Raw genomic sequence first — 26,866 nt, forward strand, 5'->3', positions numbered from 1 at the left:
GCGCCAAGACGCCCGGATGTCCTGTCCCCGGCAGGTCGTGACGTCTTCCGGTGGGGACGCTCAGGTGTCGACGCGCTCGACGTCGACGACGCGCGCCTGCTCGCCGCGTCCGACGACGTGGCACACGAGGACCTCGCCCTTGCGCATCGACTCACCCGCTGCTGCACGCAGCCGTTGGGCGACGTGCTCCCCACGCTCGGGCGAGGCCTCCACCCGCGCGTGGAGCAGGCCGAGCAGGGCCGGCAGGACGGGACCGTGGCTGCACAGCGCCGCGGGCTCGCCCCGCTCGAGGAGCCGCCGGACCTGGCGCGTGGCGCCGTCGCCGCTCTCGGCGAAGCCCTCCTCGGAGAGGGAGTCGCGGGTGCGCACGCGCAGGCCGCGCGCGACGGCATACGGCTCGACGGTGGAGACGCAGCGTGTCGAGGACGACGACACGACCCGGGTGACGCCGTAGGCGCCGAGCACGGCCGAGACCGTGGCGGACTGGGCACGGCCCACGGCGTCGAGCGGTCGGCCACGGTCGTCCGCGCCGTCCCACGTGCCCCGCGGGACCGCCTTCGCATGCCGGACGAAGGCCAGCGGCCAGGTGCCCAGCTCGCCGGCCCGGTCGGCACGCACGAGGGCGAGCAGCTGCTCGCGGTCGCGCGCGTAGTCGAGGCGGTCGTGCGCCGCGCGGACGTCGACCCACGCCACCTCGTCGATCTCGTGCTCGAGCCGGCCGCTGCCACCGGTGACGCACGCGGCCCAGTAGTGCACCTGCTTCGTGGCCGGCCCACCGGTCGCGTCGAGCACGGGGTACTCGGCCGACGGCAGCGGCACCCCGAGGCGGACGACGAGCCCGGTCTCCTCCAGCGTCTCGCGGGCGGCCGCCACGCACGGGTGCTCGCCGGCGTCGAGCTTACCCTTGGCCCACGACCAGTCGTCGTACTTCGGCCGGTGCACGAGGGCCACCTGCAGGATCCCGTCGCGGCGGCGCCAGGGGAGGGTCCCTGCGGCGGGGATCACGGAGGCCACGCGCGTCAGTCTGCCTGATGCGTGGCCGCAGGGCGCGCTCGCGACCGCACGACGGGCACGTCCAGCCCTATGCCGCGTGCTGCGTGGCAGCGCGTGACGCGCGTGCTCGCGTGCTGTCGTGCCGTGTGCCGGCAGGTGCCGCTCAGCGTCGGCGCGCCTTGCGGCGCCGCTTGTCGTGGCGCTCGATGAGCCTCTCCTGCAGGTCGTCGAGCGGTTCGCCGGCCTCGGAGAGGTGGTGGCGCACCCAGCGGCCGTCGGAGCCGAGGTCCCAGCGCGACGTGGTCTCGGCGAACGCGAGCGCCAGCAGGTCGGACAGCTCGGCGATGTGCCCCGGGTCGGCGATGCGCACGAGCGCCTCGACCCGGCGGTCGAGGTTGCGGTGCATCATGTCGGCGCTGCCGATGTAGACCTGCGGGTCGCCGCCGTGGTCGAACCAGAAGACGCGCGAGTGCTCGAGGAAGCGCCCGAGGACGGAGCGGACCCGGATGTGCTCGCTGAGCCCCTCGACGCCTGGCCTCAGCGCGCAGATACCGCGCACCCAGACGTCGACGTGGACGCCGGCGATGCTCGCCCGGTAGAGGGCGTCGATGAGGGCCTCGTCGACGATCGAGTTGGCCTTGATGACGATGCGCCCGGGCGCGGCGCCGCTGTGGCGTGACTCGTGCAGCGCGACCTCCTCGTCGACGAGGTCGATCAGTCCGGACCGCACCGAGCGCGGCGCGACGAGCAGGCGCTTGAACTTGCTGCGCGGTGCGAAGCCCGAGAGCAGGTTGAACAGGCGCGAGAGGTCCTCGCCCACCTGCGGGTCGGTGGTGAACAGGCCGAAGTCCTCGTAGACGCGGGCAGTCTTGGGGTTGTAGTTGCCCGTCCCGATGTGGCAGTAGCGCACCAGCCCCTCGGGCTCCTGCCGCACCACGAGGCACAGCTTGGCGTGGGTCTTGAGGCCCACCACGCCGTAGACGACGTGGACGCCGGCCTCCTCCAGCTTGCGTGCCCACGAGATGTTGTTGACCTCGTCGAAGCGGGCCTTGATCTCGACGACGGCCAGGACCTGCTTGCCGGCCTCGGCAGCGTCGATCAGGGCATCGATGATGGGGGAGTCGCCGGAGGTGCGGTAGAGCGTCTGCTTGATCGCGAGGACCTTGGGGTCGTTCGCGGCCTGCTCGATGAAGGCCTGCACCGACGTCGAGAACGAGTTGTAGGGGTGCTGGACCAGGACGTCCTTGTGGCGCACGGCGGCGAGCAGGTCGATCGCCTTGGCGCTCTCGGTCGGCGCGAAGTCCGGGTGGGTCCGGGGGAAGAACTTGGGGAACTCGAGGTCGGAGCGGTCGACGTCGGCGATGGTGAACAGCCCGCGCAGGTCGAGCGGCGTGGGCAGCCGGTAGATCTCGCGGTCGCTGATCTGCAGCTCGCGGGCGAGCATGTCGAGGACCTTGGGGTCGATGTCGGCCTCGACCTCGAGCCGGATCGGCGGGCCGAACCGGCGCCGTGTCAGCTCCTTCTCGAGGGCCTGCAGGAGGTTCTCCGCGTCGTCCTCCTCGACCTCCAGGTCCTCGTTGCGGGTGACGCGGAAGCTGAAGTGCTCCTGCACGAGCATCCCGGGGAAGAGCTGGTCGAGGTGGCTGGCGATGACGTCCTCGAGCGGCACGAACCGCCGGCGCTCGACCTCGGCGTCGACGTCCTCCTCGACGAGGATGAAGCGGGGCAGGCTCGGCGGCACCTTGACGCGCGCGAAGTGCTCGCTGCCGGTCTTCGGGTTCTGGAGCAGCACGGCGAGGTTGAGCGAGAGACCCGAGATGTAGGGGAAGGGGTGCGCGGGGTCCACGGCGAGCGGGGTGAGGACCGGGAAGACGCGGTCGGCGAAGAAGTAGTGCAGCGGCTCGCGGTCGTCCTCGTCGAGCTCGTCCCAGCGCACGATGGTGATGCCCTCGTCGTCCAGGGCCGGGCGGACGTCGTGCTGGAAGACCGCCGCGTGCTGCTGCATCAGCTCGTGGGCCACCCGGGCGATGCGCTCGATCAGCTCGCGCGGCTCGAGGCCGGCCGCCGTGCGGACCGCCAGCCCCGTGGCGATGCGACGCTTGAGGCCGGCGACGCGCACCATGAAGTACTCGTCGAGGTTGTTGGCGAAGATCGCCAGGAAGCGGGTGCGCTCGAGCAGCGGCACGGCGGGGTCCATGGCGAGCTGCAGCACCCGCTCGTTGAACTGCAGCCACGACATCTCCCGCTCGAGGTAGCGGTCGGCGGGAAGATCGTCCTCCTCGTCGGTGCGCGCACCCGAGCCGACGAAGCGGCCGTTGGGCGCGCGGGGAGGCACGCGCCGGGTGGGGACCGTGCTGGTGAACGAGCTGATCTCGGCGGCCTCGCTCGCGGACTCCTCCGTCTCGGTGTCGCGGACGCCGGCGGCCCCGGCCGCGGACTCGTCGAGGTCGGTGGGCGTGAGGCTGCCGGTGGTCATGCATCCATCGTGGCATCGAATGGTGCCGGCGGGATGTCGTCGTCTCAGCCGGGCGGTTGCCGGGCGAACTGCCGGTGGACCTCCACGTCTTCGAACCCCAGGGCGGTGTAGGTGCGCACGGCCGCCACGTTCTCCTCGTCGACGTAGAGCTCGACACGGTCGAGACCGCGCGAGCGGAGGTGGTCGAGGCCGAGGACGGTCACAGCCCGGCCCAGGCCCTGGCCCTGCCGGTCGGGCGAGACGGCGACGACGTAGACCTCGCCGACCTGCCCCTCGGGCGGGTCGACCTTGGTCCAGTGCGAGGCCGCCAGCACGTCGGGGTGGTCGGCCTCGACGACCAGGATGAGCCCCTCGGGGTCCCACCACGGCTGCGCCATGCGCAGGTCGAGGTCGGCACGCGCCCAGGAGCCCTGCTCGGGATGGGAGGCGAACGCGGCGGCGTTGAGTCGCAGCCACGCCTCCTCGTCGCGTCCGGGCTCGAAGGAGCGCACGGCATACCCGGGGGCGAGGGCTGCTGGCGGCCACGCCGGGGCGGAGCGCAGGGAGCGGCCCATGACGTGGAGGGCGCGCACGGGGACGAGCCCCCGGGCCGTCGCGAAGGCGGAGGACGCCTCGGCGGCTCTCCCCGACGCGTGGCTCCAGAGGCGTATGCCGTCGGGCAGCCGTTCCAGCAGCTCCGTGCCCACCCCGGAGCGGCGGCTCCCAGGCGCCACGACGAGCTCGGCGGACGGCGGCCTGTCGCCCGTCCGGGTCTGGGCGTAGCCGAGGAGCCGGCCGTCTGCACCCTGCGCGAGCAGGTGCACCACTCCGGCGTGCTCGGGGGCCCGCACCGAGAGGCGGAACTGCTCCGACAGCGGCTCGGAGCCGTCGGCCGCAGCGGCCTCGGCCGCGAGGGCCAGCACGGCGGCGGACTCCTCGGGGGTGAGCGGGTTCGTCGCGTCGCGCAGGGCGACCGTCTGGCGCGGCATACGGCGATTCCACCACAGGCACGCCGGTGCCCTGCCGAATGTCCGAGCTGCCCGCTAAGGTCCCTTTCCGGGGCTCGGGGGCCCCGCACACGCAGCTCACACCCGCGGTCTCGACCGTCGCCGGCCGTGTGCTCGCAGTTCGCAACACCGTTACGCAGCAAGCCCCAAACGGCACCTATCGGGCACTAGCCTCCGGGGGTGCCCCCAGGGCACACGACCCACACCGCTGACAAGGGGAAGACATGTCCCGTACCACCCGCCGCATCACGGGTGTCGCCGTCGCAGGTTTCTGCGCCGCGGCGCTCGCGGCACCGGCCCTCGCGGCCCCCACCGCTGGGCCCGACACCGGCAAGGCGCCCGGCAAGACGCAGTTCCCGATCCAGATCCTGTCGTTCAACGACTTCCACGGGAACCTCGAGCCGCCGCAGGGCTCGAGCGGCAAGATCCAGACCGGTCCCAAGAGCAGCGACACGACCGTCGTCGGCGGCGTGGAGTACCTCGCGACGCACCTCAAGGAGGCGCGCGTCGGGCACCCGAACACCGTCACCGTCGCCGCCGGCGACATGGTCGGCGCCTCCCCGCTGCTGTCCGCCGCCTTCCACGACGAACCGACCGTCGAGGCGCTCAACACGCTCGGCCTCGACATCACGGCCGTCGGCAACCACGAGTTCGACGAGGGCTACAAGGAGCTCCAGCGGCTGCAGCACGGTGGCTGCATCGACGATGGCCCCGACGGCCTCAACAACCAGAACTCCTGCGCGGCCGGCACGTTCACCGGCGCGAAGTTCCAGTACCTCGCCGCCAACGTCCTCGAGAAGGCCACCGGCAAGACGATCCTGCCGCCGTACGCCATCAAGACGTTCAACGGTGCCAAGGTCGGCTTCATCGGCATGACCCTCAAGGACACGCCGTCCATCGTCACGGCGTCCGGGGTCGCCGGCCTCGAGTTCACCGACGAGGTCAAGACCGCCAACGCCCTCGTGCCCGTGCTCAAGGCGCAGGGTGTCAACGCCATCGTCGTGCTCATCCACCAGGGCGGCAACGTTCCGGCGGCCACCCCCTACGACTTCACCTGCGCGGGCGGCGGGACCCTTTCGGCCGACTCGCCGATCATCCCGGTCGCCGAGGGTCTCGACCCGGCCATCGACATGATCATCTCGGGCCACACGCACCAGCCGTACGTCTGCAGCCTGCCCGATCCCAAGGGCCAGCCGCGCCTCATCACGTCGGCGTCGTCGTTCGGCCGCCTCTTCAACGAGACGGACGTGACCTACGACCGTCGCACGAGCGACATCGTGCGTCCGACGACCGACGACTCGCGCAACCGGCTCGTCACCCAGACCGTGGCCAAGGACCCTGCCGAGACGGCGCTCATCGCGACGTACTCCAACCTCGTGAAGGCGATCGCCGACAAGGTGCTCGGCCAGATCGTCGGCTCCTCGGTCAGCAAGGGCCAGAATGCCGCTGGCGAGTCGCCGCTGGGTGATCTGATCGCCGACGCGCAGCTCGCCGACCCGTCCGTCGTGACCGCAGGCAAGACGCCCGTCGTCGCCTTCATGAACCCGGGCGGCATCCGTTCCGACCTTGTGGCCGATGCCAACGGCAACGTCACCTACCAGTCGGCCTTCACGGTGCAGCCGTTCAACAACTATCTCGTGTCGATGGACATCACGGGGCAGGGCATCTACGACCTGCTCAACCAGCAGTTCAGTGGTGCCAACAGTGCGGGAAGCCCGAAGGTGCTCCAGGTCAGCGCCGGCTTCACGTACAGCTACACGCAGCTCGGCAAGGGCACGACGAACGTGTCCGACGACACCGCGACCGTCGACGACGGCTCCGTGAAGATCAACGGCGTGCCCGTCGACAAGGCCGCCACCTACCGGATCGTCACCAACAACTTCCTGTCGGATGGCGGCGACGGCTTCCCGGCCTTCAAGGCGGGCACCGCGAAGTACTTCGGCGGGCTCGACATCGACGGCTTCGCGGCCTACCTCACGGCCAACTCGCCGTACACGCCGCTGGTTCCGAGCCGCATCACGAGGGTGACGGTGCCGTAGCCCCTGCAACATCCCAGGTGCCCGTATGCCGTCGAGTCCGCTCGACGGCATACGGGCACCGCTGCGTTCGGCCGGGTCCCGGTCCGCTGGATCGGTCAGGAGGCGTCGGCGGGCTCGCTGGAGGGTGTGCTCGCGCGGTCGGGCACCAGGCGGTAGCCGACGTTGCGGACGGTGCCGATGAGCGTCTCGTGGTCGGGGCCGAGCTTGGCCCGGAGGCGACGCACGTGCACGTCGACCGTGCGGGTGCCTCCGTAGTAGTCGTAGCCCCAGACCTCCTGCAGCAGCTGGGCCCGGGTGAAGACCCGCCCCGGGTGCTGCGCGAGGTACTTGATCAGCTCGAACTCCTTGTAGGTGAGGTCGAGCGGCTGGCCGCGGAACTTCGCCGAGTAGCTCGCCTCGTCGATGACCAGCTCTCCCGAGGTGATCGGCAGGTCGAGGCCCGGCTCGTCGTCCTGGCCCTTCGTCAGGGCCAGGCGCAGCCGGGCGTCGACCTCCGCCGGTCCGGCCGAGTCGAGCAGCACGTCGTCGAGACCCCACTCGGCGGTCAGGCCGGCGAGGCCGCCCTCGGTGAGCACAGCCAGGAGGGGGGTGGCGATGCCGGTCGTGCGGAGGACCCGGCACAGCGAGCGAGCGCTCGCCAGCTCACGACGCGCGTCGACGATCACGACGTCGCACTCGGGCGCGTCCACGAGAGCGGTCGCCTCCGCCGGGAGGATGCGCACCGTGTGGCTCAGCAGGCCCAGGGCAGGCAGCACCTCGGCGCTGGGGGCCAGCGCGTTGGTGAGCAGCAGCAGTCGGGCCATCTCGTGCAGGATAGGCGAGACTGGACAGGGCCGGACCTCACGGCACCAACGATGAGACGGAGTGACATGGCCTCGAGCGCACCCGAGCCGGGCACCGTCGCGACACGGCACGAGCCGGGACGTGACGCATCCGCGAGCGTCACCGTTCGCTACTGGGCCGCGGCGCGAGCGGCGGCCGGCACCGACAGCGACTCACAGGCCGGCGACACCGTGGGGGCGGTCGTGGACGCCGCCGTGCGGTCACACCCGGACCTCGAGCGCGTGGTGCGGGTGGCCAGCTTCCTGCTCGACGGCCGCAAGGTCGGCCGCGACGAGCCGGTCGCGGCAGGCGCCACCGTCGAGGTGCTGCCGCCCTTCGCCGGCGGGTGATGCACAATGGCGCCCGTGCCTGAGGATGACGCGGCCCGTCCCGATCCGAGCACCCGGGAGGGTTCCCACCCTGGGACCGGCCGCGACACCGGCAGCGACACCGGCAGTGCCGTCGTCGCCGCTGGCGGGGCAGGTGATGCAGCAGCCCTGCAAGGGAGCCTGCCGGCCGCGGCCGCTGCGAGCGTCCGCTGGGTCGGCGTCGTCGCGACCCTCGTCGCAGCCGGCGCGCTGCTCGTCGCCCAGCACAGCGGGTATGCCGCCACGCTCGGCGTGACGCTCGTGCTAGCCCTCGCGCTCGCCTGGGGATGGCCGCTGCTGACGGGGTCCTACACGCCGGCGGCGACCACTCTCGTCCTCGCTGTGGCAGGCGTGGCCATCGTGCTGAGCGCCTTGCGCCAGGACCTGCTCTGGGTGCCGGCTGCTGTGGCGTTCGGGATCGTGCTGTCCTTCTTCGGCCAGCTCGTGCGCCGTTCGGGCCGGGAGGGGCTCGTGCTGACCCTGCTCTCGTCCTTCGGTGGCCTCGTGGTCGTCGCCTCGGCCACCTCCGCCGTCGTGGCTGCCAACAGCGACCGGGGTCGGGCGGTCGCCGTGGTCGCGCTCGCAGCGGTCGGTGCAGCCGTCGTCGGCGACCTGCTCGCCGGCGCGAGGGCGCTGGCGCGGGCCCTGCCCCTCGTCGCGCTCCTCGCGGCGGTCGTCGCCGCCATGGTGGCCGCGGCCCGCGTCGGGCAGGTCGGGGTGCCCGAGGCCCTCGGCATCGGGGCGGTCGCCGGAGTCGGTTCGTGGTCGTTCCGGCGCCTCTTCGCGCTCGCGCCCGCGATGGTGACGACTCGCGGCCAGGTCGGCGCCGCCACCGGCTCGGTCCTGGCGGTGGGCGCCGTCATCCACCTCTTCGCGGCCATCACCTGACGACCACCGCCCGACCGTCGAGAGGCCAGAGTTCGCCGGTCGGCTCAGTAGACGAGCGCCTGCGCTCCCGGCGCCATGACCTCCTCGACGAAGACGGCCGCGCCCTTGATGACGCAGCCCTCGACCAGCTGCTCCTGCGTCAGCTCGCGCCGCGCCGCGCACTGGGTGCACACCGTGAGCCGGCCCCCCAGGAGGACCGCGTCCCGCAGCTCGACGAGCGGGGCGGCATACGGCAGCTCGAACTGCTCGGCCCGGCCGGGAACGGCCATCCACGTCGACTCACCGGTGAGCCAGAGCGACACGTCGACGCCGCTCGCGACCGCCGTGGCGGCGACCGTGAAGGCCTGCGAGAGGCGCTCGGGCGCCTCCGTTCCGGCGGTGACCTTGACGACGAGGGAGCGAGCCGGGGTGTCCATGGCCTCAGGCTACGATCGGGCCCATGTTCAACCTCGACCAGGACATCCCGGAGCCGCTGCGACCCCTCGCGTGGCTCATCGGACGCTGGGAGGGCGCCGGGGTCGTGGGCTACCCCACGATCGAGTCGGCGCACTTCGGCCAGGAGGTCGAGGTGACGCACGACGGACGCGGGTTCCTCAAGTGGGAGAGCCGCGCGTGGATCCTCGACTCGGAGAACGGTGCCAAGGTCCGCCCCGCCGCGGTCGAGTCCGGCTTCTGGCGACCGCTCGAGAACGGCGAGGTCGAGCTCCTGCTCGCCCACCCCACCGGGATCCTCGAGCTCTACTACGGCAGGATCGAACCCGCCAAGGTCCAGCTCAAGACCGACGGCGTGCTGCGCGCCCCGGGCGCCAAGGAGTACAACGCCGCCACCCGGATGTACGGCCTCGTCGAGTCCCAGCTGATGTGGGTCATGGACATGGCCGCCGTCGGCCAGGAGCTGCAGAGCCACGTGTCCGCCACCCTCAAGCGCGTCGAGTGACACCGGAATGAGCCGTGTGCCGCGGGCGTTCCACCAGACATGAGCGACGTCCAGCTGCCCACCCGACCGGCGACCAGCCCCCTGCTGTCACGGCCTGGTGCCGTGGCCGGCGAGGCCCTCGAGGCGGGCGTCGCCCTGCACTACGGCGATCCGATGCGCGAGCAGCGCCTGCTCGAGGAGGGGCTCGCGGTCGTCGACCTCTCGCACCGCGACGTCGTCACGGTCACGGGTCCCGACCGCCTGAGCTGGCTGCACTCCCTGACCACCCAGCACCTGCTGGGCCTCGAGCCGCGCCAGTCCCGCGAGGCCCTGGTCCTCACGCCCAAGGGGCACGTCGAGCACTCGCTGCACCTCGTCGACGACGGCGAGACGACCTGGGTCACCACCGAGCCGGGCGCCGGCCAGGCGCTCGCCGAGTGGCTCGACCGGATGCGCTTCATGCTGCGCGTCGAGGTCGCCCTCGTCACCGACGGGTGGGCCGTGCTCGGCGAGCCGCACGCGCAGGAGTCCGCCGAAGGCGAGCCGCTTGCCTGGCGTGACCCGTGGCCCGGCCTCGTCGGCGACACGACGGCATACGGCCCAGTGGACGACCACCCGGGCACCGAGCGGTCCTGGCGCGAGGTCATCGTTCCTCGCGCCGATGTCGCCGCGGCGGTGGGCGATCGGCCGCTGGCCGGCCTGTGGGCGGCGGAGGCGCTGCGCATCGCCGCCTGGCGCCCGCGCCTCGGCCGGGAGACCGACCACCGCACGATCGTGCACGAGGTGGACTGGCTCCGCACGGCGGTGCACCTGCACAAGGGCTGCTACCGCGGGCAGGAGACCGTCGCGCGCGTGCACAACCTCGGCCGCCCACCGCGCCGGCTCGTCTTCCTCCACCTGGACGGCTCGGGGCACGTGCTCCCCGCGCAAGGCAGCGAGGTCCGCGCCGCCGACCGTGTCGTCGGGCACCTGACCTCCGTCGGCCGCCACCACGTCGACGGGCCCATCGCCCTGGCCCTGGTCAAGCGAAACACCGACCCCACGCTCGAGCTGCTCGTGGACGACCTCTCAGCGGCCCAGACGGTCATCGTCTCGCCCTGACCTCGCGGCCCGACACGGCCCTCCCGCCAGCAGCGCGGCAAGCCCGGGCCGCTGGCAGGATGACGCCATGAGCCCTGCACGCAGCGCCGCGAGCACGCTGATCACCGTCGCCCCCACGGGGGCCGAGAGCGCCAAGGCCGAGGTGGCCGCCCTGCCGACGACGCCGGAGGAGCTCGTCGAGACGGCCGTCGCCTGCGAGCAGGCGGGCGCGGCACTGATCCACATCCACGTGCGCGACCGGGAGCACCAGCCCACGCTCGATCCGGTGCTGCTCAAGGAGGCGGTCGACGGCGTCCGCGAGGCCACCGACCTCGTCGTCCAGCTCTCGACCGGCGGCGCGGTCACCGACCCGCTCGACCAGCGGCTCACGGTCCTCGACGCCGACCCGGACTCCTGCTCCCTCACGTGCGGCACGACGAACTTCGGTGACGGCGTGTTCCTCAACCCGTGGGGGTTCATGGTCGAGCTCTACCGTCAGGCGCAGGAGCGCGAGGTCGTGCCCGAGTTCGAGCTCTTCGAGCTCGGCCACGTCCACGCCCTGCGCCGGCTGCTCGACGAGTGCGGGCTGCCGTTCGGCGGCAAGGTCCATGTCGACTTCGTGACGGGTGTCCCGGGCGCCATGCCGGGCACGCCAGAGGTCCTGCTCGCCGGAGTCGCGATGCTGCCGCCGGAGGTCACGAGCTGGTCCGCGACGGGCATCGGGCGTGCGCACCTGCCGATCGTGGCCGCGGCCCTCTCCGCCGGTGGCCATCTCCGGGTGGGCATGGAGGACAACCTCATGTACGCCAAGGGCCAGGCCGTGAGCCACAACCGCGAGCTCGTGGCGCGGGCCGCCGAGATCGCGACCCTGGTGCAACGCCCGCCGATGTCGACCTCCGAGGCGCGCGCCGCCCTCGCCATCAAGGACCGGCGCACCCGCTGAGAACGACCGGCCCCCTCGCGTGCCGCGAAGTGCCCACTCGACCTTCGAATCGAGTGGGCACTTCCACACGTCAGTGGGCACTTTGCTGCGCCGCGGTTCGATGTGGGGCGGGTCACGCTGCCCACAGTTTGCATTCTGCTTGCTGCAGTTAGCACAATGGGGGCATGAGCAAGCTGCCGCTACCCGACCTCGGGGCGTACCTGCGCGAACAGCGCGAGAGCGCCCAGCTGTCGCTGCGCCAGCTCGCCGAGATGGCCGGAGTCTCCAACCCCTACCTGTCGCAGATCGAGCGGGGGCTCAAGCGCCCGAGCGCCGAGATCCTGCAGCAGATCGCCAAGGGGCTGCAGGTCTCGGCCGAGTCGCTCTACGTCCGGGCCGGCATCCTCGACGAGAGGGTCGCCGACGGCGACCCTGCCGCCGTCCCCGACGTCCTCTCCGCCATCGCCGCGGACCCGGTCCTGACCGACCGGCAGCGGGCGGTGCTCGTCGACATCTACGTCTCGTTCGTCGGGGAGCGCACTGCAGCAGCCGTGACCTCCCCGAGCACCGAGCCCGCGACCACCGCCACCACCGACGACACCAACGCGGACGCGAGCTCGGACACGAACCATGACGACCGCCCGCCGGCTGCTGCACCCGCAGCGTCGCGCCGCCGCCCGTCGCGCCGAGCCACCGCGCCCGCGACCCCCGAGCTCAACGAGAAGGAGAACTGAGATGGCACTCAGCAAGAAGATCACCCAGGCCGTCAAGGACGCCCAGAAGCAGGCCGAGGCCGCCGTCGCGGACGTCCGTGGCCAGCTGGGCCAGATCGACGGCCGCATGCCCGAGGTCCAGGTCGACCCGACGCCCTTCTACGCCGTGGTCGGTGCCGCGAACATCGCCATCGACACCGTGCGCACCGCGGGTGAGCAGCTCGAGGTGGCGCGCAAGCAGGCCAAGGGCGTCGACCTGCGCAAGGGCGCCCAGAAGGAGGCCAAGGAGCTGCAGAAGGACCTCCAGAAGCGCATCGTCGACCTCCAGAGCCGCACCGCCGAGCTGCAGAAGCTCGCGACGACGTATGCCGAGCGCTTCGTCGCGCAGGCCCAGGAGCTCCCGGCCCGCGTCCTCAACGACGGTTTCGTCATGGCCAGCAACGCCAAGGACCAGTACGACGCCGCCGCTGCGCGCGGCGAGAAGATCGTCACGGACCTGCGGGCCCAGGGGGAGCGCACGGCCTTCGACCTCGCCGAGCGAGGCAGCGCGACGGTGACCCGGGGCCGTCGGGTCGCCGGTACCGCAGTCACCCAGGGTGGCAAGGTCGCCCAGACGCTGATGGACGTCGTTGCCGACGACGCCGGCAAGCTCGGCTCGCAGGTGGGGGCCTCGGTCGAGGCCGTCGAGTCCGCCTCGGCGCCGATCGAGCCCACGCGCACGGCCGCCCACGAGCAGGCGATCCGGCGGTCGGCGGCCCAGCGGGCCGCCGCGACCCGCAAGGCCAACCAGGTCGAGCGCGCCACGACCCGCAAGGTGGCGGCTCGCAGCTCCGCAACGTCGGACGACGAGAAGGCCACGGCCGCCCGCAAGACGGCTCCGGCCAAGAAGGCCGCCAAGCGGACGACCCGCAAGGCGGCATCGACGGCAGGCGGCGCCGCCAAGAGCGCGACGAACAGCACGACGAAGAGCACGAGGAAGAGCACGACGAAGAGCACGGCCAGGAAGTCGACGCCGGCGAAGAAGTCGGCGACGCAGGCATCCGCCTCGAGCTGACCTCGCGAAGGGCCCTCCGGGCCTCACAGGGCCGCCACACCCACGGGGGTGGCGGCCCTGTCGCGTCGCTCGGGCATACTGCGGGACGTGTCGGATCACCTCGCCCCGCCCACGTCCGCTCTCGTCGCCGGCCGCACGGCCGACCCGGCCTCCCGCCCGGTCAGCGCGGCGCTCGCCGACGCCCCGGTCGTCGCCCACGTGCTGCGCGGTGGCTTCGTCGAGTCGGTGCACCACGGCACCGCCGTCGTCACGGCTCCCGACGGCTCGGTCGAGCTCGAGATCGGCGACTCGAGCGGCCCGGTCTTCCCGCGCAGCTCGAGCAAGCCGCTGCAGGGCCTCGCCATGGTGCGCAGTGGCCTCGCCACCGACGGTCGCCTCCTCGCGCTGGCGTGTGCCAGCCACTCGGGCGAGGACTTCCACGTCGAGGCGGCCCGCGAGATCCTCGCCGGCGCCGGCCTGACCGAGACCGCCCTGCAGAACACTCCCGACTACCCCTACGACGAGGCCGCGCGCATCGCCTGGATCTCGAGCGGCCGGCCCAAGCAGTCGATCGTGCAGAACTGCTCGGGCAAGCACGCCTCGATGCTGGCGACGTGCGTCGTCAACGGCTGGGATCTCGCCAGCTACCGCGACCCGCAGCACCCGCTGCAGCAGGCCGTCCTCGAGACGGTCCGCGAGCTGACCGGCGCCGAGCCCAGCGCCGTGGCCGTCGACGGCTGCGGTGCGCCCATCCACGCCGTGCCGTTGCGCGCGCTGGCGCTCTCGTTCGGCCGGCTGGCTGCGGCCACGGACGGCGCCGAGGCCAAGGTCGCGCAGGCCATCCGCGACCACCCCGAGTACCTCGGCGGCACCAGCCGCGACGTCACGGCCCTGATCCGCGGCGTCGACGGGCTGGTGGCCAAGGACGGCGCGGAGGCCGTCTACGCCGTGGGCCTGCGCGACGGCCGTGGCATCGCGCTGAAGGTGGCCGACGGCTCGTCGCGGGCCCGCAGCGTGCTCCTCGCGGCCGTGATGCGGCGCATCGGTGTCGGCGACGAGGAGATCCTCGCGACGCTCGAGCGCCAGCCCGTCCTCGGCCACGGCCAGCCCGTGGGTGCCGTCGTCGCCGTGGGCGTCTGAGCCGCCGGCGACGAAGCGACACGGAGCGATCGTCGTGAGGGCGGTGCTGCAGCGCGTCAACCGGGCGCAGGTAGCGGTCGACGGCGAGGTCGTCGGGTCCATCGACCGCCCGGGCCTGCTGGCGCTCGTCGGCGTCACCCACGGCGACGGCGTGGAGCAGGTCGAGCGGATGGCCCGCAAGATCGCCGAGCTGCGCATCCTTCGCGACGAGCAGAGCCTGCTCGACGCGGGTGCTCCGGTGCTCGTCGTCAGCCAGTTCACCCTCTACGCCGACACCCGGAAGGGACGTCGGCCCTCGTGGAGCGCCGCAGCGCCCGGCCCGGTGGCCGAGCCGCTCGTCGGCGCCCTGGTGACCGCGCTGCAGGAGCGCGGTCTCGAGGTCGAGCAGGGCCGCTTCGGGGCCATGATGGAGGTCTCGCTCGTGGGGGACGGGCCGGTCACGGTCGTCGTCGACGCCTGAGCACGCCTGAGCACGCCTGAGCACGCGCTTCACCACTGCGCAGGGCCGGACTGCGGCGGCCGTGCGGGTTACGCTTCCTCCATGCAGCTGTACTCGGGGTTCCAGAGCATCATCCTCGTCGTGCTCGGAGTCGTGGCGCTGGGGTGCGAGGTCTTCTCGTTCGTCGACGCGCTGCGTCACCCCGAGGCGGCCTACGTCGCAGCGAGCAAGCGCACGCGTACGTTCTGGCTCGTGCTGCTCGGTGTCGCGCTCGCGGTCGGGTTCGTGACGGTCTTCAACCCGCTCAACATCTTCGGGCTGCTGGCCTTCGTCGGCTCCGCCGTCTACCTCGCCGACGTGCGCCCGGCGCTGCGCCAGGTGCGCGGTCTCGGAGGGCGTTCCCACAACGGCTGGTGACGCCGACTCCCGCGGTCTGGCTCCGGGCGCTGCCTCGCTAGGGCAGACTGGTGGCTCATCCACGAGGGGGGAACATGACCCAGCTGCACAGGAACGGCGTGACGGTGTCGGCGCTCGAGGCAGAGCTCCACGACCACGACCTGGCCCCGGCGCACTCGCCCTTGGACTACGACCTGGGCGACCGCAACCCGGCCGAGGACATCTTCGTCGCCGAGCGGCCCTGGGGACAGTTCCAGCAGTTCGTCTCCAACGAGCAGGTCACGGTCAAGATCATCACTGTCCAGCCGGGCCACCGCCTCTCCCTGCAGCGGCACGACCACCGCGGTGAGATGTGGCAGGTGCTCGACGTGCCCATCGACGTGACCGTCGACGACCGCACCTGGTCGGCCCAGCCCGGCGAGACCGTGTGGGTCCCCCGCAACGCCATCCACCGCATGGGCAACTCCGGCGACCGTCCCGGACGCCTGCTCGAGGTGGGCTTCGGCCACTTCGACGAGACGGACATCGAGCGCCTCCAGGACGACTACGCCCGCTGAGGCGATCCAGCCGACACACCGGACCACATATGCCGCCGGGCCCGCTCGGCGGCATACGTGCGTCCCGTGACTGCCGGCTCCGGAGCGGGCGGTCAGGCGGCGGTGGCCGGTGCGACGGCCGCCCAGTCCACGGTGAGCTCGCCGAGCCGCCAGCGTGCCGGGCCGTCGAGTAGCGGCCAGCTCCGGCGCACCTCCGAGACCGCGGCGAGGAAGCGCTGGCGCGCGCCCCACGAGGCCCGGGGGGCGCTCCGAGCCCAGGCGTGGTCCAGGTCGGCCAGGAAGGCGTGTACCGGCTCACCGGGCACGTTGCGGTGGATGAGGGCCTTGGGCAACCGCTCGGCCACCGCTGATGGGCGCTCGAGCCCGCCCATGCGCAGCGAGAGGGTGAGGCTGACCGGGCCCGAGGCGTCGACGGCCACCCACGCGGCGCGGCGGCCGATCTCGTCGCAGGTGCCGTCCACGAGCAGGCCGCCGGGCGCGAGCCGTTCCTGCACCAGTGACCACGCGGCGGGCACCTCGTCCTCGGCGTACTGGCGCAGCACGTTGAAGGCGCGCACCACCGTCGGGCGCACGCCTGCGTCCAGCGGCACCTCGAAGCCGCCGCGCCGGAAGCTCAGGCCGTCCCGCTCGAGGGGTTTGGCGGCGGCCACACGCTCCGGGTCGATCTCGATGCCGACGACGTGCACGTCCTCGCGGACCGCCCGCAGCCGGTCGTGCAGCTCGACCGCCGTGATGGGGGAGGCGCCGTAGCCGAGGTCGACGACGACCGGAGGCGCCCCGCTGCGTCGCAGCCGCCAGCCCTGCGGCCCGGCGATCCAGCGGTCGCAGCGCCGCAGCCGGTTGGGGTTGGTGGTCCCGCGGGTGATGCTGCCCACGGGGCGCTGGCGGGGAGACACGCCCTGCAGGCTACGTGGAACGCCCCGGTTCGAGGTATTCGGCGATCCCGGGTGATCGCGGAATACATCCAATCGGGGGTGGGTTGAGTCGAGGAACGAGCAGGCGAGCAGATCGAGCAGTCTTGCAGGACGAAGGGATGCCGATGTCGGTCGAGCCGAGGCGCGTGGCCATGATCAGCGTGCACACCTCGCCGCTGGAGCAACCGGGCACCGGCGATGCGGGCGGCATGAACGTCTACGTCGCCGAGACCGCAAAGCAGCTCGCGTCCCGCGGCGTCGAGGTCGACATCTTCACCCGGCGCACGACCGGTGAGACCCCGGTCGAGGCCGAGCTCGTCCCGGGCGTGCGCGTGCGGCACGTGACCTCCGGCCCCTACGAGGGGCTGGCCAAGGAGGACCTGCCCGGGCAGCTGTGCGCCTTCTCGGCCGGCATCATGCAGGCGGGCCTCTCGGTCCCCGAGGACCACTACGACCTCGTGCACTCCCACTACTGGCTCTCGGGCCAGGTCGGCTGGCTCGCCGCCGACCGCTGGCGCGTCGCCCTCGTGCACACCATGCACACGATGGCCCGCGTCAAGAACCTCCACCTCGCGCAGGGGGACCGCCCGGAGCCCCGGGGCCGCGAGATCGGCGAGGTGCAGGTCGTGGAGGCCGCCGACCGCCTCATCGCCAACACCGACGACGAGGCGCGTGAGCTGATCGAGCTGTATGCCGCATCGCCGCGCCGCGTGTCCGTCGTGCCCCCGGGCGTCGACCTCGACACCTTCACCCCCGGTGACCGCCTCGCTGCCCGCCGCGAGCTGGGGCTCCCGCTCGACGGGGAGCTGCTGCTCTTCGTCGGCCGGATCCAGCCCCTCAAGGCTCCGGACGTGCTGCTCCGGGTGGCGGACGAGCTGTTGCGCCGGGACCCGTCACGACGACACCGCCTGACCGTGGCGGTCCTCGGCGGCCCGAGCGGCAGCGGCCTCGACCGGCCGCACGAGCTGGAGGAGCTGGCCCGCACCCTGGGAATCGACGACGTCGTGCGCTTCGTGCGACCCGTGCCCCGCCCGGTGCTCGCACAGTGGTACCGCGCTGCCGACCTCGTCCTCGTCCCCAGCCACTCCGAGTCTTTCGGGCTCGTCGCCATCGAGGCGCAGGCCTGCGGCACACCGGTCGTCGCCGCGCGCGTCGGCGGCCTGCCGACCGCGGTCGGTGAGGCCGGCGTGCTGGTCGACGGGCACGCGACCTCCGACTGGGCCGATGCCGTCGGCTCGCTGCTGTCCGACGCGCCCCGTCGGCTGGCCCTCGGCTCGGATGCGGTCCGCCACGCGGCCCAGTTCGGCTGGGGTGCCACGACGGACCGCCTCCTCGACGTCTACCGTCAGGCCATGCGAGAACGCGCCACCGGAAGCACCGAGACACCCGTCGACGAGGCCCGCAGCCTCGTCGGGGTCCCCACGGCGGTCATCCCGTGAGCGCCCTGCCCGACGAGGACGTCCAGCCCGCCGACACCCGGCCCGGCGCGAGCCCGGCGGCGGCCGCGGCGGCCCGGCTGACGGCATACCTCGGCTCGGCGGAGCTGGACTGGGAGCTCGGCGGACGGCCGGGGGAGTACGTCGTCACGCTGCCCGGCGAGAAGAAGCTCAAGACGGTGGTGTCGGTGCTGGTGCGCGACCGGACGACGAGCCTGAGCGCGTTCGTCATCCGCAACCCGGACGAGAACCACGAGGCCTTCTACCGCACGCTGCTGCGCAAGAACCTGCGACTGCAGGGCGTCGCCTACGCGGTCGACACCGACGGCGACGTCTACCTGCGGGGAGAGCTCGCGACCGTGGCCGTCGACGCCGAGCACCTCGACCAGCTCTTCGGCGTGGTGCTCGCGGCGAGCGACGACGCCTTCAACGAGCTGCTCGCCCTCGGCTTCCTCGGGTCGATGAAGAAGGAGTGGGCGTGGCGGGTCTCGCGCGGCGAGTCGACGCGCAACCTCGACGCCTTCCGTCACCTGCTGGACGACGGCGGAGGCGCCTGAGCGGCCCTCGCTAGGCTGGCCGCCATGACCTACACGCTCGTCCTCCTCCGCCACGGCGAGAGCGACTGGAACGCCAAGAACCTCTTCACCGGGTGGGTCGACGTCGACCTCACCGACAAGGGCCGCGCCGAGGGTGTCCGCGCCGGTGAGCTCCTCAAGGAGGCCGGCATCCTGCCGGACATCGTGCACACCTCGCTGCTGCGCCGGGCCATCACCACCGCGAACGTCTCGCTCGATGTCGCCGACCGCCACTGGATCCCGGTCAAGCGCGACTGGCGCCTCAACGAGCGGCACTACGGCGCGCTGCAGGGCAAGGACAAGAAGCAGACCCTCGAGCAGTTCGGCGAGGAGCAGTTCATGCTGTGGCGCCGCTCCTACGACGTGCCGCCGCCGCCCATCGACGAGGACGACGAGTTCTCGCAGGCGGGCGACGCGCGCTACCACGGGCTCGGCCCGGCGATGCCGGCCACCGAGTGCCTCAAGGACGTCGTGGCGCGCCTGATGCCGTACTGGGAGAACGAGATCCAGCAGGACCTCGCCGACGGCCTGACGGTTCTCGTTGCAGCGCACGGCAACTCGCTGCGGGCCCTCGTCAAGACCCTCGACGACATCAGCGACGAGGACATCGCGGGGCTCAACATCCCCACCGGTATGCCGCTCGTCTACGAGCTCGACGAGGAGTTCCGTCCCGTGACGCGCGGGGGCCGCTACCTCGACCCCGAGGCCGCTCGCGCCGCCGCCGAGGCGGTCGCCAAGCAGGGCCGCTGACGCCACGCGGTGACGCACCCGGCTCGCCCCACCACCGTTGAGTGGTGAGCCGTCCGCCCCCGGCGGCGGACGGCTGGGGGGAGTCAGAGCGAGGGGGTGGCGCCGCTCTCGAGGGTCGCGATGACGTCCGCGTCCTCCGCGTCCTCGTGGTCGTAGCTGACGTCCGCGTCGTACTCCCCGGTCACGAGGTAGACGACCCGACGGGCCACCGACACGGCGTGGTCGGCGAAGCGCTCGTAGTAGCGGCCGACGAGCGTCAGGTCGAGGATCGAGCTGCGCGACCACGACGTGTTCTCGTCGAGCAGGGCGGCGAAGAGCTCGCGGTGGAGGTCGTCCATCGCGTCGTCGTCCTTCTCGAGCGCGATCGCGGCGGCGACGTCCTTGCTCGCGATGATCGAGCCGCACTTGGCGACGATGGCCTCGGCCACCTGGCCCATCTGCAGGATGTGCGAGCGCAGCTCCGGCGGCACGGCTGACTCGGGTGTGCGCAGGCGGGCCACCTTGGCGACGTGGCGGGCAAGGTCGCCCATCCGCTCGAGGTCCGAGCTCATGTGCATCGCCGTCACGACGATGCGCAGGTCGGTGGCCACGGGCTGCTGGCGCGCGAGGAGGTCGATGGACAGCTCGTCGAGCTCGATCCGGATGTCGTCGAGCTTGCGGTCGGCCTCGATGACCGACTCGGCGAGGTGGACGTCGGCGTCGAGCAGTGCGGTCGTGGCGCGGGAGATGGCCGACCCCGCGAGCCTGGTCAGCTCGACGAGCTGGTCCGAGATCGTGTCGAGGTCCTCGTGGAACTGGTCGCGCATGGTCTTCCTGTCGGTTGCCGGTCGTGCCGCCGGATGCTGTCGAATGGAGTCGGATCTGTCGGGTGCCGCCCGAGGTGCGCGGACGGCATACGCGAGGGGACGCGGACCGCGCACGTGCAGAGGTTCGCAGGGTCTCGTGAATGCGCGGGTACGCCAAGGTGAACACTCGGTACGGGCTGCGCACGACGGGCGCCCGCGTGGTCGGTACCAGCCTGCCACCGTGCGTACCCTGAGTGTCGTGGACCCGACGACCGCGGCAACCCTGGGTGGCATCGCCGGCCTCGCCCTCGGTGGCGTGGCCATGGTGGCCGTACGCCTGTCCGACCGCTCCGCGGCAGCGGAGGTCGCTGCCCCGCCCGCCCCGCCGCTGCCCCCAGGCGTCGGTGACGTCATCGCGGTGCTCCGCTCGAGCGGCATCGTCGTCGACTCCTCGGACCGGGTGGTCAACAACTCTCCGGCAGCCGTCGCGCACGGGCTCGTCCGCGGCCAGGAGCTCGTCCACCCGGAGCTGCTCCACCTGGCGCGAGCCGTCCGACGCGACGGCGTCATCCGCGAGGCCGAGATGACGCTCCAGAAGGGCATCGGCGAGGGACGGCTCGTCGTCGCGGCCCGCGTCGCGCCGCTCGGTGCCGACCACGTGCTCCTCCTCGTCGAGGACCGGTCCAAGGCCGCGCGCGTCGAGGAGATCCGCCGCGACTTCCTCGCCAACGTCAGCCACGAGCTGAAGACCCCGGTGGGCGGCATCTCGCTGCTGGCGGAGGCGGTCCTCGATGCCCACGACGACCCGGAGGCCGTTGCCCGCTTCGCCAGGCGGATCAGCGTCGAGTCCGACCGGCTGACCCGCCTCGTGAAGGAGATCGTCGAGCTCTCGCGCCTGCAGGGTGCCGACGTCATCAAGGACCCCGCCCTGATCGACGTGGGCAGGTGCGCGCGGGATGCGACGGACCGCAGCCGGCTCATCGCCGACGAGCACCGGATCGAGCTCGTGACCGCGATCGACGACGGGTGCGAGGTGTGGGGTGACGCCGAGCTCGTGACCACGGCGATCAGCAACCTCGTCGGCAACGCCATCGCCTACTCCGACTCGGGCACGCGCGTCGGGGTCATGGTGCGGCGGGGGCGTCCGGGCGTCGTCGACGTCTCGGTGACCGACCAGGGCCTCGGCATCGCGCCGGAGGAGCAGCGGCGCATCTTCGAGCGCTTCTACCGCGTCGACACGGCCCGCTCCCGGGCGACCGGCGGCACCGGCCTCGGCCTTGCCATCGTCAAGCACGTGGCCGACAACCACGGCGGCAACGTGTCGGTGTGGTCCGAGCCCGGGCGCGGCTCGACCTTCACGATCGAGCTGCCCGCCGCCAACGCCTCCGGAGCGATCGAGCCTCCCCGGCCCCCCGAGGTGGCCGAGCCTCCCGAGCCCGCCGAGCCCGCCGAACCGATCACGTATGCCGCCCTCCCGCGCGACACCGACGCCTCCTCCCCGTCCGTGACCGCCTGAGCCCGACCCACCCCAGCTGAGCACCCCGCCAGCCCCGCGCTGGCCGACCCCGAGAGGCCCCGCCTTGAGTCGCATTCTCATCGTCGAGGACGAGGTGTCGTTCTCCGACCCGCTGTCCTACCTGCTCAAGAAGGAGGGCTACGACGTCGCGGTGGCCGAGACGGGCCCCGACGGCCTGGCGGAGTTCGACAAGAACGGCGCCGACCTCGTGCTGCTCGACCTGATGCTGCCGGGGCTGTCCGGGGTCGACGTCTGCCGCGCGCTGCGGCAGCGGTCCACCGTCCCGGTGATCATGCTGACCGCCAAGGACAGCGAGATCGACAAGGTCGTGGGCCTGGAGATCGGGGCCGACGACTACGTCACGAAGCCGTACTCGAGCCGCGAGCTGCTCGCGCGCGTCAAGGCGGTGCTCCGCCGGCTCGCCGAGCCCGAGGACCTGCTGCCCGCGACGCTGGAGTCGGGGCCGGTGCGGATGGACGTCGAGCGGCACACGGTCACGGTGGAGGGCCGGTCGACGTCGCTGCCGCTCAAGGAGTTCGAGCTGCTGGAGATCCTGCTGCGCAACTCCGGTCGGGTGCTCACGCGGATGCAGCTCATCGACCGCGTCTGGGGCAGCGACTACGTCGGCGACACCAAGACGCTCGACGTCCACGTCAAGCGCCTGCGCGCCAAGATCGAGCCCGACCCGGCCAACCCGGTGCACATCGTCACGGTGCGCGGGCTCGGCTACAAGTTCGAGGCAGGCTGAGCCGCGGTCGGGCGGGTGACTTCAGGGCGACCGGTCGATCCCACCGTTACGCACGACGCCCGGCCCACCTCGAAGGGGGCCGGGCGTCGGAACGCACCGTGCCGGGTTCAGCTGCCGGTCGGGGCCGGGGTCACCGTGGAGTAGTAGTCCGTGGGGGGCAGCAGCGGCACCTTGACGACGGTGGTGCCCCCCGTGTTGGAGGTGATCTTGACCGGGACGAGCCGTCCGGGCTTGGCGCTCACCTGGCTGAGCTGGAGCCCACGCGTGGCGAGGCTGACCTGCTCGTAGGGCTTGAGCTGCAGCTCCGAGCCGGTGGGCGGCGTGGCCGCGTTGGGGTCGGCCTGTGCCGAGATCTGGACGGTGACGTCCTGCTGCCCGTCGTTCAGGGCGGAGCCGTTGACCACGACCGTGCCGTTGCCGTCGCCGATGAGCGACAGGTCGCGCAGGGCGACGTCACCCACGTTGGCGCTGACGCCGTCGGCCGGCTGGTAGGAGATCTGGGTCTGCAGAGGCGAGTTGACCTCGCAACCAGCCGTCACGGCGGCGAGGGCGACACCGGCGAGCGCGGCGGAGACGCGGCGGGTGGACGGACGACGCCCGGGGGCCGGGACGAGGGATCGACGCTTCACGGACGACAGCCTACCCACGAGCGAGCGCGCGTACCCGCTGGGCTCCATGGTGTCGCGAGTGACGGACGCGGGGCCCAGCAGGGCCGTGTGCCAGGCGTGCTCGCTCGTCGGCGCCCTGGAGTCCGACGGCCCGTGGACGCCGACTCTCTGTCGACAGGCGTCTCCCGCATTCGCGATGCATGCCGACGGCGCTCCTGTCAAGATGTCGAGACGGGCGTCTCGAAGGGCGACTGTGGCTCTGACCTGCGCAGATGCCGCATCCTGAGATCGCGATGCGCTCTCCTTCGTGATAATCTGGAGGCCGCGAAAGGGGAAAACAGCACATGGTTTTCAAGGTCGGCGAGACGGTCGTGTACCCCCACCACGGGGCTGCACTGATCGAAGAGATCAACACACGCACGATCAAGGGAGAGGACAAGCTCTACCTCAAGCTCAAGGTCGCCCAAGGCGACCTGACGATCGAAGTGCCAGCCGAGAACTGCGACCTCGTGGGGGTCCGCGACGTGGTGGGCCAGGAGGGTCTGGACCGCGTGTTCGAGGTGCTGCGCACCCCGCACACGGAGGAGCCGACCAACTGGTCCCGCCGCTACAAGGCCAACCTCGAGAAGCTCGCTTCCGGCGATGTCATCAAGGTGGCCGAGGTCGTGCGCGACCTGTGGCGCCGCGACCAGGACCGCGGTCTGTCCGCCGGCGAGAAGCGGATGCTCGCCAAGGCGCGCCAGATCCTCGTGTCCGAGCTGGCGCTCGCGGAGAAGACCGACGAGGAGAAGGCAGAGACCATCCTCGACGAGGTCCTCGCCTCCTGAGTCGGGCAGTTCCCTGAACAACGAGACCGGAGCCGGTCGCGTCGGCGTCATCGTCGTCGCGGCCGGCTCCGGTTCGCGTCTGGGGGCATCCGTCCCCAAGGCGTTCGTGCCCCTCGCCGGGGTGCCCCTGCTCGGGCACGCCCTGCGGGGGGCGCTGTCGTGCCCGGCCGTGTCCGAGGCCGTCGTCGTCGCTCCTGCCGCCCACCGCGCAGAGGCCGAGTCGCTGTCCGAGGACGTATGCCGTCAGCTCGGGTCCGCGGCCGCCGTGACGGTCGTCGTGGGAGGGTCGGAGCGGGGCGACTCCGTCGCGGCGGGGCTCGCCGAGCTCGGTGACGCCGTCGAGATCGTCCTGGTGCACGACGCCGCGCGGTGCCTGACGCCGGTCGCCGTCTTCGACCGCGTCGTCGCGGCCGTGCGTGACGGCGCGGCCGCCGTGGTGCCGGGCACCGCCGTCGTCGACACCGTCAAGCAGGTCGACGCGAACGGCTACGTCCTCGCCACTCCCGAGCGCTCGACGCTCCGGGCGGTGCAGACGCCGCAGGGCTTCCGGCGGGAGGTGCTCGAGCGCGCCCACGCCGGGGGCAGCGCGGCCACCGACGACGCCGGCCTGGTCGAGCGCCTCGGCGAGCGGGTGCTCGTCGTCGACGGTGACCCGCTCGCCCTCAAGGTGACGACTCCCGCAGACCTCGACTCCGCCGCCCGCCTGCTCGCCGCCCGCCCCTGACGCCTACCGGCGCTGCCTTGCAACCCTCTGGTCCTGCCGGCTCCGCCGCGTGGCCCTGCAGGTCGACCGGGGCGAAGGCGCGCATATCCTCGGCAGCGTGACCGAGCAGACGACTGAGCAGACGAATGAGCACACCCGACCCTTGGCCCTCGTCACCGGCGGGGGCACCGGAATCGGCGCCGCCATCGCCAGGCGCCTCTCCCGCGACGGCTTCGACGTCGTGGTCGCCGGACGCCGCCGCGAGAAGCTCGACGAGGTGGTGACGGCCATCGAGGGCGACGGCGGGTTCGCGCGCGCACTCGTGATGGACGTGACCGACGGCGACTCGGTGGCGGCCGGGGTCGGCTCGCTGGACCGCTGCGACGTCCTCGTCAACAACGCCGGAGGCGCCCTGGGGGTCAGCCGTGTCGAGGACGGCGACCCCGAGGAGTGGGAGCGGATGTACGCCACGAACGTCGTCGGCACCATGCGGGTCGTCCAGGCCGCGCTTCCGCTGTTGCGCCGGTCCCCGCGCGCGACCATCGTCGACATCAGCTCCATCGCCGGCGAACGGGTCTACGAGGGCGGCGCCGGCTACGTCGCCGCGAAGCACGGCACGTCGGTCCTCTCCGAGACGCTTCGCCTCGAGCTCAACGGCGAGAACATCCGGGTCGCCGACATCCGCCCCGGGATGGTCCGCACCGAGGAGTTCTCGCTGACCCGCCTGCACGGCGACCAGGCGGCGGCGGACAAGGTCTACGACGGCGTGGACCGACCCCTCGCCGCGGACGACGTCGCCGAGTGCGTGGGCTTCGTCGTGGCCCTGCCCCAGCACGTCAACATCGACACGATGGTCATCAAGCCGGTGGCCCAGGCGGCCCCGCACAAGCTGCACCGCGGCCCCATCGACTGGAAGACCGCGCAGTCATGACGACCGAGCCCGTCGAGCCCGTCGAGCGCGCCGAGCCGGTCGAGGGCGCCGAGCCCGTCGAGCCCGCCCACCCCGGCGCGGGCCGCGAGCCCTCCGGGTCGAGCCGGCCGAACTCTCCCACCCAGCCGGCAGCGCTCCCGCGGGTCGGGATCGGCGTGGACGTCCACGCATACGCTCCCGAGGGGTCTGACCGCGAGCTGTGGGTCGCCGGGCTGCTCTGGCCGGGGGAGCGGGGTCTCGAGGGGCACTCCGACGCGGACGTGGCCGCGCACGCAGCCTGTGACGCGGTCTTCTCGGCCGCAGGCATCGGCGACCTCGGCGCACACTTCGGCACCTCCCGGCCCGAGCTCGCCGGCGCGTCGGGCGTCACCCTCCTCGCGGAGGCGGCTCGTCTGGTGCGCGACGCGGGCTTCGAGATCGGCAACATCGCCGTACAGGTCGTCGGCAACCGGCCCAAGATCGGCACCCGACGCGCCGAGGCCGAGGCCGCCCTGTCGGCTGCCGCCGGGGCGCCCGTGTCGGTCAGCGGGACCACGACCGACGGGCTCGGGCTGGCCGGCCGCGGCGAGGGCGTCGCGGCCGTCGCGACCGCGCTCGTGCTCGGCGACCCGGCCGGCTGACCCGGAGGGCGTCCGCTTGCTCCGGGGCCCGGACGGGTACACAGAGAGGTGGAGCGGCGACGTGCCGCCCGTCGGCATGACCAGGAGGACGGCATGACTACCAGCACCATCATCTGGATCATCGTGGCCGTGATCGTCGTGATCGCCATCATCGCCTTGGTGATGTCGCGCGGACGGGGGCGCCACGTGGAGGCCAAGCGCGACAAGGCGGCCGAGATCCGGCAGGAGGCCGCGGAGCACGACCAGCACCTCAGGGAGCGGGAAGCCAGTGCCACGGAGGCGCAGGCTCGCTCGCAGCTCGCCCGCGCGGAGGCCGAGAAGCGCCGGATCGAGGCCGAGCGCCTCGAGGCCGAGGCCCGTGAGCACTCGGGCGACGCCGAGGCGGTCCGCCGCGAACGCGACGAGCGGATGCGCCTGGCCGACCTGCACGACCCGGACGTGCGCACCGACAAGGAGGGCTTCCGGGTCGACGAGGACGGCAACCGCCTGGAGGAGACCGCAAGTACCCACGGCTTCGCCAATGAGAACCACCTGAACGACCGTCTCAACGGCACCGGGGCGCACGAGGAGACCGGCGGCACGACCCGCGAACGCTGAGGCCACGACGCGGCACACGCACCTGCCCACTCGACTTCCGGAGAAGTCGGGTGGGCAGTTCGCTACCGCTGGACAGGCGGAGCCGAGC

At 72.3% G+C, this 26,866-nt stretch carries 30 protein-coding genes; 22 read left to right on the forward strand and 8 right to left on the reverse strand.

Annotated elements, in window-relative coordinates:
* Nucleotides 1-60: 60 nt before the first annotated feature.
* From ABD194_RS10785 to mshD, 3 genes are all read right to left on the reverse strand, one after another.
* The gene (locus ABD194_RS10785; protein ID WP_343991120.1) at nt 61-1,014 is read right to left on the reverse strand and encodes an NUDIX hydrolase; all 954 of its coding nucleotides are present in this window, start codon (nt 1,012-1,014) and stop codon (nt 61-63) included.
* A 142-nt stretch (nt 1,015-1,156) separates the two neighbouring features.
* Nucleotides 1,157-3,469 carry an RNA degradosome polyphosphate kinase gene (locus tag ABD194_RS10790; RefSeq protein WP_343991123.1) on the reverse strand — a complete coding sequence of 771 codons (2,313 nt, stop codon included), beginning with the start codon at nt 3,467-3,469 and terminating at the stop codon, nt 1,157-1,159.
* Between the two features lie 44 nt (nt 3,470-3,513).
* Complete coding sequence (mshD, locus tag ABD194_RS10795; RefSeq protein WP_343991125.1) at nt 3,514-4,437, reverse strand: mycothiol synthase; 924 nt, start codon at nt 4,435-4,437, stop codon at nt 3,514-3,516.
* A 242-nt stretch (nt 4,438-4,679) separates the two neighbouring features.
* Here mshD and ABD194_RS10800 point away from each other — a divergent pair, with 242 nt between their 5' ends.
* Entirely contained in the window at nt 4,680-6,494 is a 1,815-nt protein-coding gene (locus ABD194_RS10800; protein ID WP_343991127.1) for a bifunctional metallophosphatase/5'-nucleotidase, read from the forward strand.
* Nucleotides 6,495-6,589: 95 nt separating this feature from the next.
* On the opposite strand, the gene ABD194_RS10805 is transcribed toward ABD194_RS10800, so the two are convergent.
* Complete coding sequence (locus ABD194_RS10805) at nt 6,590-7,297, reverse strand: response regulator transcription factor (protein ID WP_343991129.1); 708 nt, start codon at nt 7,295-7,297, stop codon at nt 6,590-6,592.
* A gap of 66 nt (nt 7,298-7,363) precedes the next feature.
* Here ABD194_RS10805 and ABD194_RS10810 point away from each other — a divergent pair, with 66 nt between their 5' ends.
* Together ABD194_RS10810 and ABD194_RS10815 are read left to right on the forward strand one after the other, a co-directional pair.
* Entirely contained in the window at nt 7,364-7,666 is a 303-nt protein-coding gene (locus ABD194_RS10810; protein WP_343991131.1) for a MoaD/ThiS family protein, read from the forward strand.
* A 6-nt stretch (nt 7,667-7,672) separates the two neighbouring features.
* Entirely contained in the window at nt 7,673-8,572 is a 900-nt protein-coding gene (locus ABD194_RS10815; RefSeq protein ID WP_343991133.1) for a hypothetical protein, read from the forward strand.
* 44 nt (nt 8,573-8,616) lie between these two features.
* Here ABD194_RS10815 and ABD194_RS10820 read toward each other — a convergent pair whose 3' ends face one another.
* Nucleotides 8,617-8,988 carry a DsrE family protein gene (locus tag ABD194_RS10820; RefSeq protein ID WP_343991135.1) on the reverse strand — a complete coding sequence of 124 codons (372 nt, stop codon included), beginning with the start codon at nt 8,986-8,988 and terminating at the stop codon, nt 8,617-8,619.
* Between the two features lie 23 nt (nt 8,989-9,011).
* Between ABD194_RS10820 and ABD194_RS10825 the strand changes: the two genes are divergently transcribed.
* The 9 genes from ABD194_RS10825 to ABD194_RS10865 all read left to right on the forward strand — a co-directional run bounded on the left by ABD194_RS10825 (nt 9,012) and on the right by ABD194_RS10865 (nt 15,768).
* Complete coding sequence (locus ABD194_RS10825) at nt 9,012-9,509, forward strand: heme-binding beta-barrel domain-containing protein (protein ID WP_343991137.1); 498 nt, start codon at nt 9,012-9,014, stop codon at nt 9,507-9,509.
* A gap of 39 nt (nt 9,510-9,548) precedes the next feature.
* Complete coding sequence (gene ygfZ / locus ABD194_RS10830; RefSeq protein WP_343991139.1) at nt 9,549-10,589, forward strand: CAF17-like 4Fe-4S cluster assembly/insertion protein YgfZ; 1,041 nt, start codon at nt 9,549-9,551, stop codon at nt 10,587-10,589.
* Between the two features lie 67 nt (nt 10,590-10,656).
* Entirely contained in the window at nt 10,657-11,511 is an 855-nt protein-coding gene (locus ABD194_RS10835; protein ID WP_343991141.1) for a beta-keto acid cleavage family enzyme, read from the forward strand.
* 164 nt (nt 11,512-11,675) lie between these two features.
* Nucleotides 11,676-12,224: a helix-turn-helix domain-containing protein gene (locus ABD194_RS10840; protein ID WP_343991143.1), complete on the forward strand. Its 549-nt coding sequence runs from the start codon at nt 11,676-11,678 to the stop codon at nt 12,222-12,224.
* Nucleotide 12,225: 1 nt separating this feature from the next.
* Entirely contained in the window at nt 12,226-13,257 is a 1,032-nt protein-coding gene (locus ABD194_RS10845; protein WP_343991145.1) for a hypothetical protein, read from the forward strand.
* A gap of 87 nt (nt 13,258-13,344) precedes the next feature.
* On the forward strand, nt 13,345-14,376 hold the full coding sequence (locus ABD194_RS10850) for an asparaginase (RefSeq protein ID WP_343991147.1): 1,032 nt from the start codon (nt 13,345-13,347) through the stop codon (nt 14,374-14,376).
* A 34-nt stretch (nt 14,377-14,410) separates the two neighbouring features.
* On the forward strand, nt 14,411-14,836 hold the full coding sequence (gene dtd / locus ABD194_RS10855) for a D-aminoacyl-tRNA deacylase (RefSeq protein ID WP_343991149.1): 426 nt from the start codon (nt 14,411-14,413) through the stop codon (nt 14,834-14,836).
* Between the two features lie 81 nt (nt 14,837-14,917).
* Entirely contained in the window at nt 14,918-15,232 is a 315-nt protein-coding gene (locus tag ABD194_RS10860; protein WP_343991152.1) for a DUF2516 family protein, read from the forward strand.
* 74 nt (nt 15,233-15,306) lie between these two features.
* Entirely contained in the window at nt 15,307-15,768 is a 462-nt protein-coding gene (locus tag ABD194_RS10865; protein WP_343991154.1) for a phosphomannose isomerase type II C-terminal cupin domain, read from the forward strand.
* A 92-nt stretch (nt 15,769-15,860) separates the two neighbouring features.
* Here the strand turns inward: ABD194_RS10865 and ABD194_RS10870 are convergent, their stop codons facing one another.
* Nucleotides 15,861-16,664, reverse strand: a complete 804-nt coding sequence (locus ABD194_RS10870) for a class I SAM-dependent methyltransferase (RefSeq protein WP_343991156.1) — start codon at nt 16,662-16,664, stop codon at nt 15,861-15,863.
* 170 nt (nt 16,665-16,834) lie between these two features.
* Between ABD194_RS10870 and mshA the strand changes: the two genes are divergently transcribed.
* The 3 genes from mshA to ABD194_RS10885 are packed head-to-tail and all read left to right on the forward strand — an operon-like array spanning nt 16,835 to nt 19,443.
* A complete protein-coding gene (gene mshA, locus ABD194_RS10875) occupies nt 16,835-18,121 on the forward strand; it encodes a D-inositol-3-phosphate glycosyltransferase (protein WP_425579976.1) in 1,287 nt (428 codons plus the stop codon).
* Nucleotides 18,118-18,675, forward strand: coding sequence for a type III secretion system chaperone family protein (locus ABD194_RS10880; RefSeq protein ID WP_343991160.1), 558 nt, complete (start codon nt 18,118-18,120; stop codon nt 18,673-18,675). Before mshA ends, ABD194_RS10880 begins: the two co-directional genes overlap by 4 nt.
* Before the next feature lie 24 nt (nt 18,676-18,699).
* On the forward strand, nt 18,700-19,443 hold the full coding sequence (locus tag ABD194_RS10885) for a phosphoglyceromutase (protein WP_343991162.1): 744 nt from the start codon (nt 18,700-18,702) through the stop codon (nt 19,441-19,443).
* A gap of 83 nt (nt 19,444-19,526) precedes the next feature.
* Here ABD194_RS10885 and phoU read toward each other — a convergent pair whose 3' ends face one another.
* Nucleotides 19,527-20,249, reverse strand: coding sequence for a phosphate signaling complex protein PhoU (gene phoU, locus ABD194_RS10890; protein ID WP_343991164.1), 723 nt, complete (start codon nt 20,247-20,249; stop codon nt 19,527-19,529).
* A gap of 238 nt (nt 20,250-20,487) precedes the next feature.
* On the opposite strand from phoU, the gene ABD194_RS10895 reads away from it, so the two are divergent.
* Nucleotides 20,488-21,744, forward strand: coding sequence for a sensor histidine kinase (locus ABD194_RS10895; protein WP_343991166.1), 1,257 nt, complete (start codon nt 20,488-20,490; stop codon nt 21,742-21,744).
* Nucleotides 21,745-21,808: 64 nt separating this feature from the next.
* The gene (locus ABD194_RS10900; RefSeq protein WP_343991168.1) at nt 21,809-22,492 is read left to right on the forward strand and encodes a response regulator; all 684 of its coding nucleotides are present in this window, start codon (nt 21,809-21,811) and stop codon (nt 22,490-22,492) included.
* A 107-nt stretch (nt 22,493-22,599) separates the two neighbouring features.
* On the opposite strand, the gene ABD194_RS10905 is transcribed toward ABD194_RS10900, so the two are convergent.
* Nucleotides 22,600-23,121, reverse strand: coding sequence for a hypothetical protein (locus ABD194_RS10905; RefSeq protein ID WP_343991170.1), 522 nt, complete (start codon nt 23,119-23,121; stop codon nt 22,600-22,602).
* 323 nt (nt 23,122-23,444) lie between these two features.
* Here ABD194_RS10905 and ABD194_RS10910 point away from each other — a divergent pair, with 323 nt between their 5' ends.
* The 5 genes from ABD194_RS10910 (at nt 23,445) to ABD194_RS10930 (ending at nt 26,778) form a co-directional block, all read left to right on the forward strand.
* Nucleotides 23,445-23,927, forward strand: a complete 483-nt coding sequence (locus tag ABD194_RS10910; RefSeq protein WP_030199704.1) for a CarD family transcriptional regulator — start codon at nt 23,445-23,447, stop codon at nt 23,925-23,927.
* A gap of 49 nt (nt 23,928-23,976) precedes the next feature.
* Complete coding sequence (ispD, locus tag ABD194_RS10915) at nt 23,977-24,651, forward strand: 2-C-methyl-D-erythritol 4-phosphate cytidylyltransferase (protein ID WP_343994109.1); 675 nt, start codon at nt 23,977-23,979, stop codon at nt 24,649-24,651.
* Between the two features lie 97 nt (nt 24,652-24,748).
* A complete protein-coding gene (locus ABD194_RS10920; RefSeq protein WP_343991177.1) occupies nt 24,749-25,561 on the forward strand; it encodes an SDR family oxidoreductase in 813 nt (270 codons plus the stop codon).
* 149 nt (nt 25,562-25,710) lie between these two features.
* Nucleotides 25,711-26,181 carry a 2-C-methyl-D-erythritol 2,4-cyclodiphosphate synthase gene (ispF, locus tag ABD194_RS10925; protein WP_343994111.1) on the forward strand — a complete coding sequence of 157 codons (471 nt, stop codon included), beginning with the start codon at nt 25,711-25,713 and terminating at the stop codon, nt 26,179-26,181.
* A 93-nt stretch (nt 26,182-26,274) separates the two neighbouring features.
* Nucleotides 26,275-26,778 (forward strand): hypothetical protein, encoded by a 504-nt coding sequence (locus tag ABD194_RS10930; protein WP_343991179.1) that lies wholly within the window; start codon nt 26,275-26,277, stop codon nt 26,776-26,778.
* Nucleotides 26,779-26,866: the final 88 nt, after the last annotated feature.

This window comes from Terrabacter terrae, from assembly GCF_039529575.1.
GTDB lineage: Bacteria > Actinomycetota > Actinomycetes > Actinomycetales > Dermatophilaceae > Terrabacter > Terrabacter terrae.

What these genes read in the sequence shown, in the direction of transcription:
- ABD194_RS10810 (WP_343991131.1), top strand. Translation starts at nt 7,364, where the DNA reads ATGGCCTCGAGCGCACCCGAGCCGGGCACCGTCGCGACACGGCACGAG.
- ABD194_RS10805 (WP_343991129.1), bottom strand. Translation starts at nt 7,297, where the DNA reads ATGGCCCGACTGCTGCTGCTCACCAACGCGCTGGCCCCCAGCGCCGAG.
- ABD194_RS10815 (WP_343991133.1), top strand. Translation starts at nt 7,673, where the DNA reads ATGGCGCCCGTGCCTGAGGATGACGCGGCCCGTCCCGATCCGAGCACC.
- ABD194_RS10820 (WP_343991135.1), bottom strand. Translation starts at nt 8,988, where the DNA reads ATGGACACCCCGGCTCGCTCCCTCGTCGTCAAGGTCACCGCCGGAACG.
- ygfZ (WP_343991139.1), top strand. Translation starts at nt 9,549, where the DNA reads ATGAGCGACGTCCAGCTGCCCACCCGACCGGCGACCAGCCCCCTGCTG.
- ABD194_RS10835 (WP_343991141.1), top strand. Translation starts at nt 10,657, where the DNA reads ATGAGCCCTGCACGCAGCGCCGCGAGCACGCTGATCACCGTCGCCCCC.
- mshD (WP_343991125.1), bottom strand. Translation starts at nt 4,437, where the DNA reads ATGCCGCGCCAGACGGTCGCCCTGCGCGACGCGACGAACCCGCTCACC.
- ABD194_RS10800 (WP_343991127.1), top strand. Translation starts at nt 4,680, where the DNA reads ATGTCCCGTACCACCCGCCGCATCACGGGTGTCGCCGTCGCAGGTTTC.
- ABD194_RS10840 (WP_343991143.1), top strand. Translation starts at nt 11,676, where the DNA reads ATGAGCAAGCTGCCGCTACCCGACCTCGGGGCGTACCTGCGCGAACAG.
- ABD194_RS10825 (WP_343991137.1), top strand. Translation starts at nt 9,012, where the DNA reads ATGTTCAACCTCGACCAGGACATCCCGGAGCCGCTGCGACCCCTCGCG.
- ABD194_RS10910 (WP_030199704.1), top strand. Translation starts at nt 23,445, where the DNA reads ATGGTTTTCAAGGTCGGCGAGACGGTCGTGTACCCCCACCACGGGGCT.
- mshA (WP_425579976.1), top strand. Translation starts at nt 16,835, where the DNA reads ATGATCAGCGTGCACACCTCGCCGCTGGAGCAACCGGGCACCGGCGAT.
- ABD194_RS10860 (WP_343991152.1), top strand. Translation starts at nt 14,918, where the DNA reads ATGCAGCTGTACTCGGGGTTCCAGAGCATCATCCTCGTCGTGCTCGGA.
- ABD194_RS10885 (WP_343991162.1), top strand. Translation starts at nt 18,700, where the DNA reads ATGACCTACACGCTCGTCCTCCTCCGCCACGGCGAGAGCGACTGGAAC.
- ABD194_RS10865 (WP_343991154.1), top strand. Translation starts at nt 15,307, where the DNA reads ATGACCCAGCTGCACAGGAACGGCGTGACGGTGTCGGCGCTCGAGGCA.
- phoU (WP_343991164.1), bottom strand. Translation starts at nt 20,249, where the DNA reads ATGCGCGACCAGTTCCACGAGGACCTCGACACGATCTCGGACCAGCTC.
- ABD194_RS10930 (WP_343991179.1), top strand. Translation starts at nt 26,275, where the DNA reads ATGACTACCAGCACCATCATCTGGATCATCGTGGCCGTGATCGTCGTG.
- ABD194_RS10790 (WP_343991123.1), bottom strand. Translation starts at nt 3,469, where the DNA reads ATGACCACCGGCAGCCTCACGCCCACCGACCTCGACGAGTCCGCGGCC.
- ABD194_RS10845 (WP_343991145.1), top strand. Translation starts at nt 12,226, where the DNA reads ATGGCACTCAGCAAGAAGATCACCCAGGCCGTCAAGGACGCCCAGAAG.